Annotated in this window: 14 protein-coding genes and 5 tRNA genes; 7 read left to right on the top strand and 12 right to left on the bottom strand. The window is 62.7% G+C overall.

From position 1 onward, the window contains the following. Positions 1 to 172: 172 nt before the first annotated feature. Genes IX761_RS02540 through lpdA form a run of 4 tightly spaced genes read left to right on the top strand, consistent with a single transcriptional unit; the run spans position 173 to position 5,117 of the window. Entirely contained in the window at positions 173 to 1,405 is a 1,233-nt protein-coding gene (locus tag IX761_RS02540) for a 3-methyl-2-oxobutanoate dehydrogenase (2-methylpropanoyl-transferring) subunit alpha (RefSeq protein ID WP_194787978.1), read from the top strand. 2 nt (positions 1,406 to 1,407) lie between these two features. After that, positions 1,408 to 2,466, top strand: a complete 1,059-nt coding sequence (locus tag IX761_RS02535; protein WP_194787977.1) for an alpha-ketoacid dehydrogenase subunit beta — start codon at positions 1,408 to 1,410, stop codon at positions 2,464 to 2,466. Continuing rightward, positions 2,467 to 3,735, top strand: a complete 1,269-nt coding sequence (locus tag IX761_RS02530) for a dihydrolipoamide acetyltransferase family protein (RefSeq protein ID WP_194787976.1) — start codon at positions 2,467 to 2,469, stop codon at positions 3,733 to 3,735. Between the two features lie 2 nt (positions 3,736 to 3,737). Beyond that, entirely contained in the window at positions 3,738 to 5,117 is a 1,380-nt protein-coding gene (gene lpdA, locus IX761_RS02525) for a dihydrolipoyl dehydrogenase (RefSeq protein WP_194787975.1), read from the top strand. 163 nt (positions 5,118 to 5,280) lie between these two features. Here the strand turns inward: lpdA and IX761_RS02520 are convergent, their stop codons facing one another. After that, positions 5,281 to 6,291 carry a diguanylate cyclase domain-containing protein gene (locus IX761_RS02520; RefSeq protein ID WP_194787974.1) on the bottom strand — a complete coding sequence of 337 codons (1,011 nt, stop codon included), beginning with the start codon at positions 6,289 to 6,291 and terminating at the stop codon, positions 5,281 to 5,283. Positions 6,292 to 6,511: 220 nt separating this feature from the next. Between IX761_RS02520 and IX761_RS02515 the strand changes: the two genes are divergently transcribed. After that, the gene (locus tag IX761_RS02515) at positions 6,512 to 7,075 is read left to right on the top strand and encodes a hypothetical protein (protein ID WP_194787973.1); all 564 of its coding nucleotides are present in this window, start codon (positions 6,512 to 6,514) and stop codon (positions 7,073 to 7,075) included. 34 nt (positions 7,076 to 7,109) lie between these two features. Here IX761_RS02515 and IX761_RS02510 read toward each other — a convergent pair whose 3' ends face one another. After that, positions 7,110 to 8,504, bottom strand: a complete 1,395-nt coding sequence (locus IX761_RS02510; protein WP_194787972.1) for a PLP-dependent aminotransferase family protein — start codon at positions 8,502 to 8,504, stop codon at positions 7,110 to 7,112. A gap of 219 nt (positions 8,505 to 8,723) precedes the next feature. Here IX761_RS02510 and IX761_RS02505 point away from each other — a divergent pair, with 219 nt between their 5' ends. Further along, positions 8,724 to 9,935 (top strand): benzoate/H(+) symporter BenE family transporter, encoded by a 1,212-nt coding sequence (locus IX761_RS02505; protein WP_194787971.1) that lies wholly within the window; start codon positions 8,724 to 8,726, stop codon positions 9,933 to 9,935. A gap of 29 nt (positions 9,936 to 9,964) precedes the next feature. Here the strand turns inward: IX761_RS02505 and IX761_RS02500 are convergent. Then, positions 9,965 to 10,041 (bottom strand) — tRNA-Arg (locus IX761_RS02500). A 103-nt stretch (positions 10,042 to 10,144) separates the two neighbouring features. Further along, the gene (gene phnN / locus IX761_RS02495; protein ID WP_194787970.1) at positions 10,145 to 10,738 is read right to left on the bottom strand and encodes a phosphonate metabolism protein/1,5-bisphosphokinase (PRPP-forming) PhnN; all 594 of its coding nucleotides are present in this window, start codon (positions 10,736 to 10,738) and stop codon (positions 10,145 to 10,147) included. A 345-nt stretch (positions 10,739 to 11,083) separates the two neighbouring features. Between phnN and IX761_RS02490 the strand changes: the two genes are divergently transcribed. Continuing rightward, positions 11,084 to 11,410, top strand: a complete 327-nt coding sequence (locus IX761_RS02490; protein WP_003254499.1) for an Arc family DNA-binding protein — start codon at positions 11,084 to 11,086, stop codon at positions 11,408 to 11,410. 65 nt (positions 11,411 to 11,475) lie between these two features. On the opposite strand, the gene mgtE is transcribed toward IX761_RS02490, so the two are convergent. From mgtE to alaS, 8 genes are all read right to left on the bottom strand, one after another. After that, entirely contained in the window at positions 11,476 to 12,918 is a 1,443-nt protein-coding gene (mgtE, locus tag IX761_RS02485) for a magnesium transporter (protein ID WP_194787969.1), read from the bottom strand. Between the two features lie 376 nt (positions 12,919 to 13,294). Next, positions 13,295 to 13,371 (bottom strand) — tRNA-Arg (locus IX761_RS02480). Between the two features lie 70 nt (positions 13,372 to 13,441). Further along, a tRNA-Arg gene (locus IX761_RS02475) sits at positions 13,442 to 13,518 on the bottom strand. Between the two features lie 71 nt (positions 13,519 to 13,589). Then, positions 13,590 to 13,666 (bottom strand) — tRNA-Arg (locus IX761_RS02470). A gap of 106 nt (positions 13,667 to 13,772) precedes the next feature. Further along, positions 13,773 to 13,863: transfer RNA gene (locus IX761_RS02465), tRNA-Ser, on the bottom strand. A gap of 72 nt (positions 13,864 to 13,935) precedes the next feature. After that, positions 13,936 to 14,124: a carbon storage regulator CsrA gene (csrA, locus tag IX761_RS02460; protein WP_003254503.1), complete on the bottom strand. Its 189-nt coding sequence runs from the start codon at positions 14,122 to 14,124 to the stop codon at positions 13,936 to 13,938. Positions 14,125 to 14,292: 168 nt separating this feature from the next. Continuing rightward, positions 14,293 to 15,528 carry an aspartate kinase gene (locus IX761_RS02455; RefSeq protein ID WP_028691060.1) on the bottom strand — a complete coding sequence of 412 codons (1,236 nt, stop codon included), beginning with the start codon at positions 15,526 to 15,528 and terminating at the stop codon, positions 14,293 to 14,295. An 81-nt stretch (positions 15,529 to 15,609) separates the two neighbouring features. Continuing rightward, positions 15,610 to 18,234, bottom strand: a complete 2,625-nt coding sequence (gene alaS / locus IX761_RS02450; RefSeq protein ID WP_194787968.1) for an alanine--tRNA ligase — start codon at positions 18,232 to 18,234, stop codon at positions 15,610 to 15,612. Between the last annotated feature and the right edge of the window lie 114 nt (positions 18,235 to 18,348).

Genomic DNA, 18,348 nt, shown 5'->3' with positions numbered 1-18,348 from the left:
TTGTGCGGAATGTTTATCTCCGGCGCAGAACAAAGGCAATGAACATGAGAGAAAAATTCTCCTGCCGTCCCCCTATGATGTAACAGACGCTGACCTGCCAGTCACAAGCCGGCACTCAGCGGCGGCCGCTTCAAAGCTCACAAAAACAACATCCGAGCGAGCGTAAAAAGCAATGAACGAGTACGCCCCCCTGCGTCTGCATGTGCCCGAGCCTACAGGCCGGCCAGGCTGCCAGACCGATTTCTCCTACCTGCGCCTGAACGACGCGGGTCAAGTCCGTAAACCGCCCATCGATGTAGAACCTGCCGACACTGCCGACCTTTCCGGCAGCCTGGTCCGCGTGCTCAACGAGCACGGCGACGCCGTTGGCCCGTGGGCCGAGGGCATCGATGCGCAGGTGCTGCGCCAGGGCATGCGCGCCATGCTCAAGACGCGCATCTTCGACAGCCGCATGGTCGTGGCCCAGCGCCAGAAGAAAATGTCGTTCTACATGCAAAGTCTCGGCGAGGAAGCCATCGGCAGCGGCCAGGCACTGGCGCTGAACCGCACCGACATGTGCTTCCCCACCTACCGCCAGCAGAGCATCCTGATGGCCCGCGACGTGTCGCTGGTGGACATGATCTGCCAATTGCTATCGAACACCCGCGACCCGCTCAAGGGCCGCCAGCTGCCGATCATGTACTCGGTGCGCGAAGCCGGCTTCTTCACCATCAGCGGCAACCTGGCCACCCAGTTCGTCCAGGCGGTCGGCTGGGCCATGGCCTCGGCGATCAAGGGCGACACGAAAATCGCCTCGGCCTGGATCGGCGACGGCGCAACCGCCGAGTCCGACTTCCACACCGCCCTGACCTTCGCCCACGTGTACCGCGCCCCGGTCATTCTGAACGTGGTCAACAACCAGTGGGCGATCTCGACCTTCCAGGCCATCGCCGGTGGCGAGTCGACCACCTTCGCCGGCCGTGGCGTGGGTTGCGGCATCGCTTCGCTGCGAGTCGACGGCAACGACTTCATCGCCGTCTATGCCGCCTCGCGCTGGGCCGCCGAACGCGCCCGCCGCGGCCTGGGCCCAACGCTGATCGAATGGGTCACCTACCGCGCCGGCCCGCACTCCACTTCGGACGATCCGTCCAAGTACCGCCCCGCCGACGACTGGAGCCACTTCCCGCTGGGTGATCCGATCGCCCGCCTCAAGCAGCACCTGATCAAAGCCGGGCACTGGTCCGAAGACGAGCACCAGGCGGTCAGTGCGGAGCTTGAAGCCGAGGTGATCAAGGCACAGAAGGACGCCGAGCAGTTCGGCACCCTGAGCAATGGCCATATCCCCAGCGCGGCCTCGATGTTCGAGGATGTGTACAAGGACATGCCTGACCACCTGCGCCGTCAGCGCCAGGAACTGGGGGTCTGAACATGAACGATCACAACAACAGCATCGACCTGGAAAACGCCATGTCCACCACCACCATGACCATGATCCAGGCCCTGCGCTCGGCCATGGATGTCATGCTCGAGCGCGACGACAACGTGGTGGTCTATGGCCAGGACGTTGGCTACTTCGGCGGCGTTTTCCGCTGCACCGAAGGCTTGCAGACCAAGTACGGCAAATCGCGGGTGTTCGACGCGCCGATCTCCGAAAGCGGCATCGTCGGCACCGCCGTGGGCATGGGCGCCTATGGCCTGCGCCCGGTGGTCGAGATCCAGTTCGCCGACTACTTCTACCCGGCCTCCGACCAGATCGTCTCGGAGATGGCGCGCCTGCGCTATCGCTCGGCCGGCGAGTTCATCTCCCCGCTGACGCTGCGCATGCCCTGCGGCGGCGGCATCTACGGCGGGCAGACCCACAGCCAGAGCCCGGAAGCGATGTTCACCCAGGTGTGCGGCCTGCGTACCGTCATGCCCTCCAACCCCTACGACGCCAAGGGCCTGTTGATCGCCTCGATCGAATGCGACGACCCGGTGATCTTCCTCGAGCCCAAGCGCCTGTATAACGGCCCGTTCGACGGCCACCACGATCGCCCGGTAACCCCCTGGGCCAAGCACCCGCACAGCGCCGTGCCGGATGGCTACTACACGGTGCCACTGGACAAGGCGGCGATCGTGCGCCCGGGTAACGACGTCACCGTGCTGACCTACGGCACCACCGTGTATGTCTCGCAAGTGGCGGCTGAAGAAACCGGCGTCGACGCCGAGGTCATCGACCTGCGTAGCCTGTGGCCGCTGGACCTGGAGACCATCGTCGAGTCGGTGAAGAAGACCGGCCGCTGCGTGGCGGTGCACGAAGCCACCCGCACCTGCGGCTTCGGCGCCGAACTGGTGTCGCTGGTCCAGGAGCACTGCTTCCATCACCTCGAGGCGCCGATCGAGCGCGTCACCGGTTGGGACACCCCCTACCCCCACGCACAGGAATGGGCTTACTTCCCCGGCCCTTCGCGGGTAGGCGCGGCATTGAAACGGGTCATGGAGGTCTGAATGGGCACGCACGTCATCAAGATGCCGGATATCGGTGAAGGCATCGCGCAGGTCGAGTTGGTCGAGTGGTTCGTCAAGGTCGGCGATGTGATCGCCGAGGACCAGGTGGTGGCCGATGTCATGACCGACAAGGCCACCGTGGAAATTCCGTCGCCGGTCAGTGGCAAGGTGTTGGCCCTGGGTGGCCAGCCAGGCGAAGTGATGGCGGTCGGCAGCGAGCTGATCCGCATCGAGGTCGAGGGCAGCGGCAACCATGTCGATACCCCGCACAGCAAGCCGGCCGAGGCACCCGCCACGCCCGTGGTGGCCGAAGCCAAGCCTGAGCCGCGTGCAGAAGCTCGGCCGCAGGTTGCGGCGGGGCATGTCGCCGCGCCGATCGTGCCGCGCGAGGCACACGAAAAACCGCTGGCCTCCCCTGCCGTACGCAAGCGCGCGCTGGATGCCGGTATCGAGCTGCGCTACGTGCATGGCAGCGGCCCGGCCGGGCGCATCCTGCACGAAGACCTCGACGCGTTCATCAGCAAACCGCAGAGCGGCGCCGGCCAAGCGCCGGGCGGCTACGGCAAGCGCACCGACAGCGAACAGGTGCCGGTGATCGGCCTGCGCCGCAAGATCGCCCAGCGCATGCAGGATGCCAAGCGCCGCGTGGCCCACTTCAGCTATGTGGAAGAAATCGACGTCACCGCGCTCGAAGCCCTGCGCCAGCAGCTCAACGCCAAGCATGGCGACAGCCGCGGCAAGCTGACGCTGCTGCCGTTCCTGGTACGCGCCATGGTCGTCGCCCTGCGCGACTTCCCGCAGATCAACGCCACCTACGACGACGAAGCCCAGGTCATCACCCGCCACGGTGCGGTGCATGTGGGCATCGCCACCCAGGGTGACAACGGCCTGATGGTACCGGTGCTGCGCCATGCCGAAGCCGGCAGCCTGTGGAGCAACGCCAGCGAGATTGCCCGGGTGGCCCATGCTGCACGTAACAACAAGGCGACCCGTGAAGAGCTGTCCGGCTCGACCATCACCCTGACCAGCCTTGGGGCGCTGGGCGGTATCGTCAGCACGCCGGTGGTCAACACCCCGGAAGTGGCGATCGTCGGCGTCAACCGCATGGTCGAACGGCCGGTGGTGATCGACGGCCAGATCGTCGTGCGCAAGATGATGAACCTGTCCAGCTCGTTCGACCATCGCGTGGTCGACGGCATGGATGCCGCGCTGTTCATCCAGGCCGTGCGCGGCCTGCTGGAACAGCCCGCCTGCCTGTTCGTGGAGTGATCATGCCAGAAATCCTCAACACCACCCTGCTGATCATCGGTGGCGGCCCCGGCGGCTACGTGGCCGCTATCCGTGCCGGGCAACTGGGCATCCCCACCGTGCTGGTCGAAGGCCAGGCGCTGGGGGGCACCTGCCTGAACATCGGCTGCATCCCGTCCAAGGCGCTGATCCACGTGGCCGAGCAGTTCCACCAGACCAGCCGCTATACCGAACCGTCGGCACTGGGCATCAGCGTATCGTCGCCGCGCCTGGACATCAGCCGCAGCGTCGAATGGAAGGATGGCATCGTCGACCGCCTCACCAGCGGCGTCGCCGCCCTGCTGAAAAAGCACGGCGTGAAGGTGATCCATGGCTGGGCGAAGATCCTCGACGGCAAGAGCGTCGAGGTCGACGGCCAGCGCATCCACTGCGAGCACCTGCTGCTGGCTACCGGCTCGAACAGCGTCGAGCTGCCGATGCTGCCGATCGGCGGGCCGATCATCTCGTCCACCGAAGCCCTGGCGCCCAAGCGCGTGCCGCAACACCTGGTGGTGGTCGGCGGCGGCTACATCGGCCTGGAGCTGGGTATCGCCTACCGCAAGCTGGGGGCCAAGGTCAGCGTGGTGGAAGCGCGTGAGCGCATCCTGCCGACCTACGATGCCGAGCTGACCGCCCCGGTGGCCGACTCGATCAAGAAGCTGGGCATTGCCCTGCACCTTGGCCATAGCGTTCAGGGGTATGCCGATGGCTGCCTGCTGGCCCGCGATGGCCAAGGCACGGAACTGCGCCTGGAGGCCGATCAGGTACTGGTCGCCGTGGGCCGTCGCCCACGCACCCAGGGCTTCGGTCTGGAAAGCCTGGACCTGAGGATGAACGGCGCGGCCATCGCCATCGACGAACGCTGCCAGACCAGCATGCGCAATGTCTGGGCCATCGGCGACGTGGCGGGCGAACCCATGCTGGCCCATCGGGCCATGGCCCAGGGCGAGATGGTCGCCGAGATGATTGCCGGCAAGAGCCGACGTTTCGAGCCCAGCGCCATCGCCGCGGTGTGCTTCACCGACCCGGAAGTCGTGGTGGCGGGCACTACGCCGGAACAGGCCAGCCAGCAAGGGCTGGACTGCATCGTCGCGCAGTTCCCTTTCGCCGCCAACGGCCGGGCCATGAGCCTGGAATCGAAAAGCGGTTTCGTGCGGGTGGTGGCGCGCCGCGACAACCACTTGATCCTCGGCTGGCAAGCGGTGGGCGTGGCAGTCTCGGAGTTGTCCACAGCCTTCGCCCAGTCGCTGGAGATGGGCGCACGACTGGAGGATGTCGCTGGCACCATCCATGCTCACCCGACGCTGGGTGAAGCCGTCCAGGAAGCGGCACTGCGTGCACTGGGCCATGCCCTGCACATCTAGACACTGAAGCGGCAATAGCCGATTTGGCCCGTTGCGTTACCAGGCGCAGCGGGCATTTTTTTGCCAACACGCCCCTGGCCCGGGAGGGTGCAGGAGCCAGCCTTGCTGGCGAACAGCCTCAACACACAACCAACATCACACCCTCCGCCAGCGACGCTGGCTGCTACAAAATGGGTTGGTGCACGATCGCGTCCTTGCCCGCCGCCTTGGCCTGGTACAGGGCTTTGTCGGCGCGGGCCAGCAGCTTGCGCTGGTCCTCCCCGTCTCGCCATTGCACCACCCCATAGCTCATGGTCAGCTGACACTCGCCGATTCGCGCGATCGCGGCCACGGCCTGGCGAATCCGGCGCGCTGCTTCGCGCGCCTCCTCAAGCGTGGTCTGCGGCAGGACCACGACAAACTCGTCGCCACCCCAGCGTGCCAGCAGATCCTGAGCGCGCAGGCACTCATGAATGCGCTCGCTCACCTCGACCAGCGCCGCATCGCCGCGGGCATGGCCGTGCAGGTCATTGATCGGTTTGAAATCGTCCAGGTCCATGGCAATCAGCGCCAGCGGCTGGCGGTAGCGCCGGGCCCGCTCGCACTCCTGCTCCAGGGTCTTTTCCAGGCGGTAGCGGTTGGCGGTGCGGGTCAACGCGTCGCGCTCGGCCAGCTCACGGTTCTCGTCCAACTGGCGTTGCAGCTGTTGATTGACCCAGGACAGCTCGCGGGTGCGCTCGGCTACCTGGCTCTCCAGCGACTGGTTGCGCTGCTCAAGCTCCGCCACCAGGCGCTTGCCAGCGTCGATGTTGCGATGGGCGCCGAGCATGCGCGCCACCGAGCCGTCCCCGTTGCGGGCGATGATGTGGCCGCTGTCCTCAATCCACAGGTAGCTGCCGTCCTGGCAGCGGCAGCGGTACTCGATGCGATAGTGCTCGTTGCGCCGGTTGATGTAGGCCTCGAAGTGGGCCATGACTCGCGGATAGTCCTCCGGGTGGATCACGCTCTCCCAGGTGAGCACCGAATTGTCCATCGAGTGGCTGGGGTAACCCAGCATCGCGTACCAGCCTGGGTTGCGGTAGACGTACCCGCTGTTGGCATCCCAATCCCAGATGCCATCGCTGATCAGATCGAACAAGGTGTGCAGTTGCTGTTCGCTGAAACCGGCCGGTATGGGCCTTGGTGCCTTACTCATGGGACGCTCTCCTTAAACCAGCCGGCAACTGCGCCCCGGTTTCGGTGCTGCCGGCGTTACCCGAATTGCCGCATGTGGCAATCCTGTTCCTCTGCCGGGCAAGCATATGCCCACAGCGCACATGTCGATATAGCCCGGACGGGCTATTTCACACCACCGCCCGCACTGGCACAGCTTTTGCCCCATTTGTCGCGTTCGATGAACCATTCAAGGAGGAGACATGCTGATTTCAGCCAACGGCCTGAGCTGGCAGGCCCCGATACAATCGTATAACCGCATTGCCAGCGACCAGAGCCTGGCGCCACTGGCTGCATTCGAGCCGGTTGCGGCCCCCGGCAACAGCACAGCGCAGCAGGGCAGCCAGGGCAGCACGTCGCAGCAGAACACCGAGGACAACCGCAAGGAAGCCTTCGCCAAGCTGATGGTGATGCTGCAGAACCCGGATGTGGCCGCCCGCCAGCAGGCCAGCATCGGCGAGCAGAAAGAAACCGACGCCGCCCAGGCGTTCCGCGACTACATGGCCAAGTCGCCGGAAGAGAAGATCAAGGAGAAGATCCTCCAGGAGCTGGGCTTGACCGAGGACGAGTACAACGCGCTGCCACCGGAGCGTAAAGCCATCGTCGACCAGCAGATCGCCCAGCGCATGAAGGAAGATGTCGAAATGAAGACCCAGGCCAAGCTCGAACAGCAGGCACAGCGTACACAAGCTGCCAGCCAGCTGGGCGCGCACCTGGGCACGGGGGATGCGCAGGCCGAAGACAAACGCAAGACCATCGAGCTTTGACGGTTGGGCGTGGCCCGTATGCGGGCCACGCCACTCAATAGAAGCGCTTCGGGTCGCCTGATTCAAGCAGGCTGGCCAGCCGTGTCAGGGCAAAACGCAGCTCTTCACGGCTGGTAGGCGACATCAACACCACGCGCACACCCCGCGGGTCATCGCCACGTTCCACCTGAAACTGGCTGGCGCTCATGACGATCACGCCATTGGCCCGCGCCAACAGCGCGAACTCATCGCTGCGCCACTGTTCCGGCAGGTTCAGCCAGATGTGATAGCTGTAAGGCTGCGCACGCACCGCGTCACCGAGCACTTCGCGGGCGATCGCTTGGCGCGCGGCGGCTTCAGCCCGGTGCAAACGGATCAGTTGGCCATCAAGCCCCTGATTGATCACCTGGCTGGCCAGTTGCGCGGTCAAGGGTGACGGCATCCACACCGTGCTGCGCACCATCGATGTCAGGCGCGACAGCATCCTTGCCGGGCTGTACAGGTACCCGGTACGCAAGGCCGGCGCCACCGACTTGGACAGGCTGGTGAGGTAGATCGAGCGCTCAGGCGCGAAGGTCGACAGCGGTCGGGTGTCGGCATCGGTGGCGAGGAAGCCGTAGATGTCGTCATCGAGCAACAGGAAGTCGAACTCCTCGGCCAGGGCAGCGATTTGCGCACGGCGGGCGTTGGACATGATCGCCGTGGTCGGGTTCTGACAGGTCGCCACGCACACCAGCATGGCTGGACGCTCACGCTGGCAGATCTCACGCAGGGCCTCGGGAATGATGCCTTGTTCGTCCATGGGCACACCACGCAGGCGCCGGCCCAGGCCATGTGCCGCGGAAATGATGCCCGGGTAGCACAACGATTCGCAGAGCACCAGGTCACCGGCCTCGGTCATGGCGCTGAGCGCCACCATCAGCCCATGCTGGGCGCCGCTGGTGATTACCACTTGCTGCCACTGGGCGCCAGGCAACCAGTGCCGCAGCCATTGCGCGCCGGCTTCGCGATGCGCCGGGTGGCCGCCGTCGGGGGGGTAGTCCAGCGCCTGCTCGAGATGTTCGGCCCCGGCCAGTTCGACCAGCGCATTGCGCAACCAGTACTGCAAGGTATCGCCGTAGGGCTTGATGATCGACAGGTCGAGCTCCTCGGCCCGTTGCGCATGGGCGGCGGGGCTTCTGTCTACCACAGGCTGCTGGGGCTTTTCACCAATACGATCGAGGACGTAGGTACCCCGCCCAACCTCGCCATGGGTCAACCCGCGTCGCGAGGCCTCCATGTAGGCACGGCTGATCGTGCCTGGAGTGACGTCCAGGGCTTGGGCCAGTTCCCGCAGGGTGGGTAGGCGCTCGCCCCGCCGAAGGGTTCCGCTGGCGATGTCGCGGGCCAGGGCATCGGCGATGGTCAGGTACATGGGCTGATGGCTTTCGCTGATCTGGGGGACCCACATGGAACGTACCGAAGTGCAAATGAATGAAGTCGCAGCTTATCACATGACTTGAATCGATCCATTGATCGACTCAAAAGTGCCCGACAGATCTCGCAAGCCGTGCAATTTCTACGCATTTTTGTAGCGCTACGCTTGAATTGGCTTGCCACGACGGTATAGATTCATTTCGCACCGACTCAATCGACTCAATCAATTCAATATTACTCACTGGAATTCGTCATGGACCGACTTGGAAAAGACTTCTCACTTTCGGCGCTGGTCGCCGGCCTGATCGCGGTGATCATCTCCTATGCGGGCCCGCTGATCATCGTGTTCCAGGCAGCCCACCAGGCCCAACTGAGCAACGAAGTGACCGCTTCGTGGATCTGGGCGATTTCCATCGGCAGCGGCCTGACCGGCATGCTGCTGAGCTGGAAACTGCGCGTGCCGGTGATTACCGCGTGGTCGACGCCTGGGGCGGCATTACTGGTGTCGATGCTGCCAAGCGTATCGTTGGCCCAGGCGGTAGGCGCCTACATCGTCGCCTCGCTGCTGATCGCGGTGATTGCGTTGAGCGGTGCGTTCGACAAACTGATGAGTCGCCTGCCCAAGGCCATTGCCGCTGCCATGCTGGCAGGCATTCTGTTCCGCTTCGGGGCCGAGCTGTTCAACTCGATCAGCCTGCAGCCGGTGCTCGTGCTGACGATGCTCGCCACCTACCTGCTGTTCAAGCGCCTGTCGCCGCGCTACGCCATCCTCGCGGTGCTGATCGTGGGCGGCGGGCTGGCCAGCAGCCTGGGCCACCTTGATAGCCAGGCCCTGGTACTGGAAATGGCCACGCCGGTCTGGACCACACCGCAATGGAACTGGAGCGCCATCATCAACATCGGTCTGCCCCTGGCCTTGGTGTCACTCACCGGCCAGTCCGTACCGGGTATCGCCGTGCTACGTACATCGGGCTACCAGACGCCGGCACGGCCGATCGTCTCGGTGACCGCCATCGGCTCGTTGCTGCTCGCACCCTTTGCCTGCCACGGCGTCAACCTGGCGGCGATCACCGCAGCCATTTGCACAGGCCGGGAAGCTCATGAGAATGCCGACAAGCGCTATATCGCCGGCATTGCCTGCGGCGCCTTCTACCTGCTGATGGGGACCTTCGGCGCCACCCTGGCTTCGGTGTTCGCCGCCCTGCCGAGGGAAATGATCGCCGCCCTCGCCGGCCTGGCCCTGTTCGGCGCGATCGCCACGGGCCTTACCGGCGCCATGGCCGACGAGAAACAACGCGAACCGGCGCTGATCACCTTCCTGGTGACCGCTTCGGGCATGAGCTTCCTCGGCCTGGGCGCAGCCTTCTGGGGGTTGATCTTTGGGCTGCTGGCACACTTCGCCTTGAGCTACACGCGGGCGCGGCCTGCACAAAGTGAACACGTGTCGCTTGGCGAGCAACGCTGAGGCGTTCTGCAAAGAGAGAGATCGCAAGATGGCGTCCCAGGCAGGATTTGAACCTGCAACCTTCCCCTTAGGAGGGGGATGCTCTATCCAATTGAGCTACTGAGACACGAGACAGGCAACACACGATGCCTAGAAGGGACGGCGTGCATGTTAACCAGCGTATCGCCTTTTGTCATGCCTCAATCGGGCATTTTGCACGTCAGCTGTTTCTACTCTGCCTGCCCGACAATACCTTGCTCACGCAACAACCTCATCAACGCCTCGACTGAATCGGTCAATGAAGCGGAATTGTCCAGTACGTGCACGGCGGCATCGTATGCCGCCATGCCCGCGCTCCTCGCCAGCCGCTGCTCGATCTCCCAGGCGCTCTCCCGCCCTCGCGCCAGCAAGCGTTGACGCAGCGTCGCGGGTGAAACGCTCAAACCCACTGCCAGCAGGTCTGGGTAAAGCCGACGGGCCTCAGGCAGGTAACCGCGCGAACCATTGACCAGCACCGAGCGGCCGCCAGCCAGCCAGTGCTCCACGTGCGCGGGTATTGCGTAGCGAAGACCATTGGCCTCCCAGCTCAGGGCAAACTCACCAGCCTCACGCATGCCCTCGAAGCGTTCGACACTGACCCCCTCGGCAGCTTCGCCCCTGGCTTCGGCCGAGCGGGTAATGACCCGCCGGGCGACTTCGACACCGTGGGCAGCCAGCTGCGCGCGCGCTGCATCGATAAGGGAATCTTTTCCCGAACCAGAAGGTCCCATCAGGAAGATCAGCCGCCCCCTTGAGGGCGCTGCACCGCTTGCGTCATATTGCATAGCCACTATGCTCAATGTGTGGGAAGCTGCGCATTGTAGGCTTTTTCCGTACCCTTTGTTGCTAGTTACCAGATTTTGACGACAAAGGTCTGACACTCCTATGCGCCGTAATATGTGAAACTTTTCAAACCAGTACTCATTTCTGATAATTGGTACTGGCAAAAAGCCTTTATCGGATTCACTATTAGTCACAGAATTGACGCCAAGGAAACGGCGACCCTGAGGCAAGATGAAGAACCAAAATCACATAACGGTTGAACATTTTGTCGTCGCCGCGGTCGTACCACCACCGTGCGGCCAATTTGCGAACCGCTTCCACTGAACCAGAACAACCGGTCAATCTATATGCGCCCAATGAAACAGGCTATCTACTCGAGCCGCACCGCTGACAAGTTCGTCGTCCGCCTGCCTGACGGGATGCGTGAGCGCATTGCCGAAGTAGCGCGCAACCACCACCGCAGCATGAACTCCGAGATCATTGCACGCCTGGAGCAAAGCCTTATCCAAGAAGGCGCACTGGGCGATGAACTGAGCATGCGCCTGGACAGCCCAGAGCTCAGCCTGCACGAGCGCGAGCTGCTGCAACGCTTCCGCCAGCTGTCCCATCGCCAGCAGAACGCCCTGGTCGCCCTCATCGCTCACGATGTGGAAATGGCCGCCGACGCTTCCTGATACGGAACGTCACGCACAAAAAAGCCAGCGCAAGCTGGCTTTTTTGTGCGTGACGTTCGGCTCATTCAAAGCAGGAACAGCGTGGCCAGGCCCAGGAAGATGAAGAAGCCGCCACTGTCGGTCACGGCCGTGATCATGACGCTCGACCCCATGGCCGGGTCCCGCCCGAGGCGCGTCAGGGTCATGGGGATCAATACTCCCATCAAGGCAGCGAGCAGCAGGTTGAGGGTCATCGCCGCCGTCATCACCAAGCCCAGCGACCAGCTACCGTAAAGCCAGAACGCCACCACACCGATTACTCCACCCCAGATCAGGCCATTGAGCAGCGACACCGCCAGCTCCTTGCGCATCAGGCGGCTGGTATTGCCCGGCGACACCTGGTCCAGCGCCATGGCACGAACGATCATGGTGATGGTCTGGTTGCCCGAGTTACCACCGATACCAGCAACGATCGGCATCAACGCCGCCAGCGCCACCAGCTTCTCGATCGACCCTTCGAACAGACCGATGACACGCGAGGCCACAAAAGCAGTGATCAGGTTGATCGCAAGCCAGGCCCAGCGGTTGCGCAACGAACGCCAGACCGAGGCGAAGATATCTTCTTCTTCGCGCAGACCGGCCATGTTGAGCACTTCACTCTCGCTCTCTTCGCGAATCAGATCGACCATCTCGTCGATGGTCAGGCGGCCGATCAGTCGGTCGTTCTTGTCCACTACCGGCGCAGAAACCAGGTCGTAACGCTCGAACGCCAGGGCTGCATCGTAGGCATCTTCCTCAGGGTGGAAGGCCACCGGGTCATTGGCCATGACCTCCGCAACCTTCTTGTCCGGGTCGTTGACCAACAGCCGCTTGATCGGCAACACGCCCTTGAGCAGACCGTCATAGTCAACCACGAACAGCTTGTCGGTATGGTTTGGCAGCTCCTTGAGGCGACGCAGGTATCGCAATACCACTTCCAGGCTGACGTCTTCGCGGATAGTCACCATCTCGAAGTCCATCAGCGCACCGACCTGCTCCTCGTCGTAGCTCAGGGCCGAACGTACACGTTCGCGCTGCTGCGCATCGAGGCTCTCCATCAGCTCATGCACGACGTCACGCGGCAGCTCTGGCGCCAGGTCGGCGAGCTCGTCGGCATCCATCTCCTTCGCAGCGGCCAGCAGCTCATGATCGTCCATGTCGGCGATCAGGGTCTGGCGTACGGCGTCGGATACTTCCAGCAGGATGTCGCCATCGCGATCCGAGCGCACCAGCTGCCAGACCGTCAGGCGGTCTTCCAGGGGCAAGGCTTCGAGGATATAGGCGATGTCGGCGGGGTGCAGGTCATCGAGCTTGCGCTGCAGCTCGACGAGATTCTGGCGGTGGACGAGGTTCTCAACGAGGTCGTGATGGTGACCTTCCTGACGGTGCGTCAGGTCTTCGACCACCCGCTGGCGCTGCAACAGTTCGATCACCTGGGCAAGGCGATCCTGCAGGCTCTCTTGGGCTTTTTTTACTTCAACTTCGGTCATAGGCGAACTCCACTCCCAGCAGCGGAGCACGCCGGGAGAATCAATCGGTCAGATCTGGCAGTTTGATGCGCGTTAGGGAGTAACTACTGGGTAAGTCCATGGTGGGATTCCACAAGCCCCGGCGGGGCTGACGGGCGCAATCATACACTGTGCAAGCTGTCGGATCGCTTAAAATTTTGGCCAGAACAATCGTTTGCACGATAAAGCTATGACAACGCTCGAAGCCAACAGTGCGACGGCTCGAGGGTAGGAAAAAGCACATTCGCCTACGGGATGTTCAGCAGTGGCTAGCAACTTGAGTCTAGTCGCGCGAACTCGAAATCAGTAAACGCCGGACAAGAAAAAGCCCGCTTGTATAAGCGGGCTTTTTCAGAAGTGGCGGACTCAGGAGGATTCGAACCTCCGACCGCTCGGTTCGTAGCCGAGTACTCTATCCAGCTGAGCTATGAGTCCGTGGGGTAGTTTTAGACCAGATTACCACTGGTGGCTTGATGTAGCCTTGCAAGCAAAGCCACTTCAAAAGTGGCGGACTCAGGAGGATTCGAACCTCCGACCGCTCGGTTCGTAGCCGAGTACTCTATCCAGCTGAGCTATGAGTCCGTGATGGTAGTTTTAGACCAGGTTACCACTGGTGATTTGAAGCAGCCTTGCAATCAAAGCCACTTCAAAAGTGGCGGACTCAGGAGGATTCGAACCTCCGACCGCTCGGTTCGTAGCCGAGTACTCTATCCAGCTGAGCTATGAGTCCGTGTCTTGCCGCGCATTATAGGTCGCTGAAACATTTTTGCAAGAACTTTTTCGTTTAAAATCAACTACTTAGCGTTCTTACCGTTTACAGCGCCCTAAGCGAATAATGGCGGTGAAGGGGGGATTCGAACCCCCGATACCCTTATGAGGTATACTCCCTTAGCAGGGGAGCGCCTTCGGCCACTCGGCCACCTCACCGCAACACGAGGCGAATATTAAACACACCCTTCCTCGTTTGCAACCCTTTTTTTTAAAAAAACTTCAAAAAAATTAAAGGCTTGGCTCTTCGTCCTTCTCTTTCTTGATCCGCAGGTAGATTTCCTCACGGTGAACGGCCACTTCCTTTGGCGCGCTCACGCCGATACGCACCTGGTTGCCTTTGACACCCAGGACCGTCACGGTGATTTCACCGTCACCAATGATCAGGCTCTCGGCGCACCGACGAGTCAGAATCAGCATAGCTTTCTCCTCACATGAAACTTCAGGGACAACAGTCTTTGATTAAGCAGGGCCCGGCCGGGGACGACGGCACTGGCCCGAACAAACCGTCAGCTACACCTGGACAAGGGTGCGCCGACAGCCAGAAACGCGAAGGGCGCGGCAAGCCGCGCCCCTCCAGGCAGCGTGTCACTCACCCTGTCGGGCGGGAGCGTCAAGCTCGAACGCGGTGTGCAGCGCGCGAACGGCCAGCTCCAGGTACTTCTCTTCGATCACGACCGAGACCTTGATCTCGGAGGTAGAGATCATCTGGATGTTGATGCTCTCCTTGGCCAGTGCTTCGAACATGCGGCTGGCAACGCCTGCGTGGGAGCGCATGCCAACACCGACGATCGACACCTTGGCAATCTTGGTGTCGCCGATCACTTCACGCGCGCCGATTTCACGGGCGGTGTTCTCCAGCACGCTCAGCGCCTTCTCGTACTCGTTGCGGTGCACGGTGAAGGTGAAGTCGGTGGTGTTATCGTGCGAGACGTTCTGCACGATCATGTCCACTTCGATGTTCGCGGCACTGATCGGGCCGAGGATCTTGAAGGCAACGCCTGGGGTGTCCGGGACGCCACGAATGGTCAGCTTGGCTTCATCACGGTTGAAGGCGATACCGGAAATGATCGGCTGTTCCATGGATTCCTCTTCATCGATGGTAATGAGGGTACCCGGACCCTCCTTGAAGCTGTGCAGCACGCGCAGCGGGACGTTGTACTTGCCGGCGAATTCCACCGAGCGGATCTGCAGCACCTTGGAGCCGAGGCTGGCCATTTCCAGCATCTCCTCGAAGGTGATCTTCTCCAGGCGCTGGGCCTGGGGCACAACGCGCGGGTCGGTGGTGTAGACGCCATCGACATCGGTGTAGATCTGGCACTCGTCGGCCTTCAGAGCCGCCGCCAGGGCCACGCCGGTGGTGTCGGAGCCACCACGGCCGAGGGTGGTGATGTTGCCGTGCTCGTCGACACCCTGGAAACCGGCCACCACCACGACACGCCCGGCCTTGAGGTCGGCGCGGATCTTCTGGTCGTCGATCTGCAGGATGCGCGCCTTGTTGTGCGCGCTGTCGGTGAGGATGCGCACCTGGTTGCCGGTATAGGATACCGCCGGCACGCCACGCTTCATCAGGGCCATGGACAACAGGGCGATGGTGACCTGCTCGCCGGTCGAAACGATTACGTCCAGCTCGCGGGGTTCCGGTTTGTCGGTGATCTGCTTGGCCAGGTCGATAAGGCGATTGGTCTCGCCGCTCATGGCCGACAGCACCACCACCAGGTCGGTGCCTTGCTCACGGAATTTCTTGACCTTGTCGGCAACCTGCTCGATCCGCTCGATGGAACCGACAGAGGTACCGCCAAATTTCTGTACGATCAACGCCATTTCAAAGGTGCCTCAGCCCACAAGGGCCCCAAAAAACAATCCAACATGGTGGGGCGGTGACTAGACCACCGCCCCGCCATCTCAAAGTCCCTGCTCGGCGAACGGCACGGCCAGGGCCAGGGCATTGTCCAGCGCGGCGACGTCGACGCCACCGCCCTGGGCCATGTCCGGACGGCCACCGCCCTTGCCACCCACTGCCGCAGCGGCTTGCTTCATCAGATCGCCAGCCTTGAGTTGGCCGGAGAGGTCCTTGGTCACGCCAGCCACCAGCACGACCTTGCCCTCATGCTCGCTGCCCAGCAGGATCACTGCGTGGCCGAGCTTGTTCTTCAGTTGATCGACGAGCGCCAACAGGGCCTTGCCATCCTGCCCATCCAGGCGGGCGGCGAGCACCTTGGCACCCTTGACCTCAACGGCCGCATTGGAGAGATCGTCCCCGGCGGCGCTGGCGGCCTTGGCCTGCAGCTGCTCGAGCTGCTTTTCCAGCTGACGGTTGCGCTCAAGCACAGCCGACAGCTTGTCGATCAGGTTGTCACGGTTACCCTTGACCAGTTGCGCGGCTTCCTTGACCTGCTCTTCGGCAGCGTTCAGGTAGGCCAGCGCGGCGGCGCCGGTGACCGCTTCGATACGGCGCACGCCAGAGGCCACGCCGCCTTCGCTGATGATCTTGAACAGGCTGATGTCGCCGGTGCGCTTGGCGTGGATGCCACCGCACAGCTCGACGGAGAAATCGCCGCCCATGCTCAGCACGCGCACGGTGTCGCCGTACTTCTCGCCGAACAGCGCCATGGCGCCCTTGGCCTTGGCGGTCTCGATGTCGGTCAGTTCGGTCTGCACCTCGGTATTGCGGCGCACTTCACGGTTGACGATGTCTTCCAGGGCCTTGATCTGCTCCGGTTTGACCGCCTCGAAGTGGCTGAAGTCGAAACGCAGGCGCTGGCTGTCGACCAGCGAGCCTTTCTGTTGTACGTGCTCGCCCAGTACCTGGCGCAGCGCTTCGTGCAGCAGGTGAGTGGCGGAGTGGTTCAGCGAGGTGGCGTGCTGCACCTCGGCATCGACCTGGGCCTGGACCGCAGCGCCAACAGTCAGCGCACCGCTGGCGACCACACCGTGGTGCAGGAAGGCGCCGCCGGTCTTGGTGGTGTCGCGCACGTCGAAGCGCGCTGGGCCAGCCTGCAAGTAGCCGCTGTCACCCACCTGGCCACCGGACTCGGCGTAGAAGGGGGTGCGATCCAGGATCACGACACCCTCTTCACCCTCGCCCAGTTGCTCGACCGCCTGGCCGTCCTTGTACAGGGCGATGACCTTGCCCTGCCCTTCGGTGGCGTCGTAGCCGAGGAAGTCAGTGGCGGTGTCGACCTTGACCAGGCTGTTGTAGTCCATGCCGAAGGCGCTGGCGGAACGGGCACGCTCACGCTGGGCCTCCATTTCACGCTCGAAGCCGGCTTCGTCGATGGTCAGCTCGCGCTCGCGGGCGATGTCGGCGGTGAGGTCCATGGGGAAGCCGTAGGTGTCATACAGCTTGAACACCACGTCGCCCGGCACGACCTTGCCCTGCAGCTGGGCCAGGTCCTGCTCGAGGATGCGCAGGCCCTGCTCCAGGGTCTTGGCGAACTGCTCTTCCTCGGTCTTGAGCACGCGCTCGATGTGCGCCTGCTGGCTTTTCAGCTCAGGGAAGGCTTCGCCCATTTCAGCGACCAGCGCAGCGACGATCTTGTGGAAGAAGCTACCGGTGGCGCCCAGCTTGTTGCCGTGGCGGCAAGCGCGGCGAATGATGCGGCGCAGCACGTAGCCACGGCCTTCGTTCGACGGCAGCACACCATCGGCGATGAGGAAGCCGCAGGAACGGATGTGGTCGGCAACCACTTTCAGCGATGGCTGCTCGTCATTGCTGCAACCGATGGCCTTGGCGGCGGCGGCCAGCAAGCTCTGGAACAGGTCGATCTGGTAGTTCGAGTGCACGTGCTGCATCACCGCACTGATGCGCTCCAGGCCCATGCCGGTGTCCACCGAAGGGGCCGGCAGTGGGTGCAGGACGCCGTCGGCAGTGCGGTTGAACTGCATGAAGACGTTGTTCCAGATCTCGATGTAGCGGTCGCCGTCTTCTTCCGGCGAGCCGGGTGGGCCACCCCAGATGTCGGCGCCGTGGTCGTAGAAAATCTCGGTGCACGGGCCGCATGGGCCAGTGTCGCCCATGGTCCAGAAGTTGTCGGACGCGTACGGAGCACCTTTGTTGTCACCGATGCGCACCATGCGCTCGGCCGGTACGCCGACTTCCTTGGTCCAGATGTCGTAGGCTTCGTCGTCGCTGGCGTAGACGGTGACCCACAGCTTCTCTTTCGGCAGCGCCAGCCACTTGTCCGAAGTCAGGAACGTCCAGGCGAAGGTGATGGCGTCGCGCTTGAAGTAGTCACCGAAGCTGAAGTTGCCCAGCATCTCGAAGAAGGTGTGGTGACGGGCGGTATAGCCGACGTTTTCCAGGTCGTTGTGCTTGCCGCCGGCGCGTACGCACTTCTGACTGCTCACCGCGCGGGTATAGGCGCGCTTTTCCTGGCCGAGGAAGCAGTCCTTGAACTGGTTCATACCGGCGTTGGTGAACAGCAGGGTCGGGTCATTGCCCGGAATCAGCGAGCTGGAGGCGACGCGGGTGTGACCCTGCTCTTCGAAGAAGCGAAGGAAGGCTTCACGGATTTCTGCGCTTTTCATAGGTTCTTCCACGGAAACGGCCGGCCCCTTTGGGCAAACTCGTCAAATCGACGAAACGACGGCAAAGGGCGCCATTATATCCAGCCTGAACGGCGGATGCAGTGTGTTTATAAG

Source organism: Pseudomonas sp. UFMG81 (assembly GCF_015354575.1).
GTDB lineage: Bacteria > Pseudomonadota > Gammaproteobacteria > Pseudomonadales > Pseudomonadaceae > Aquipseudomonas.
The sequence above is the reverse complement of the archived record's forward strand: the minus strand, read 5'-3'. Positions and strand labels throughout refer to the sequence as shown.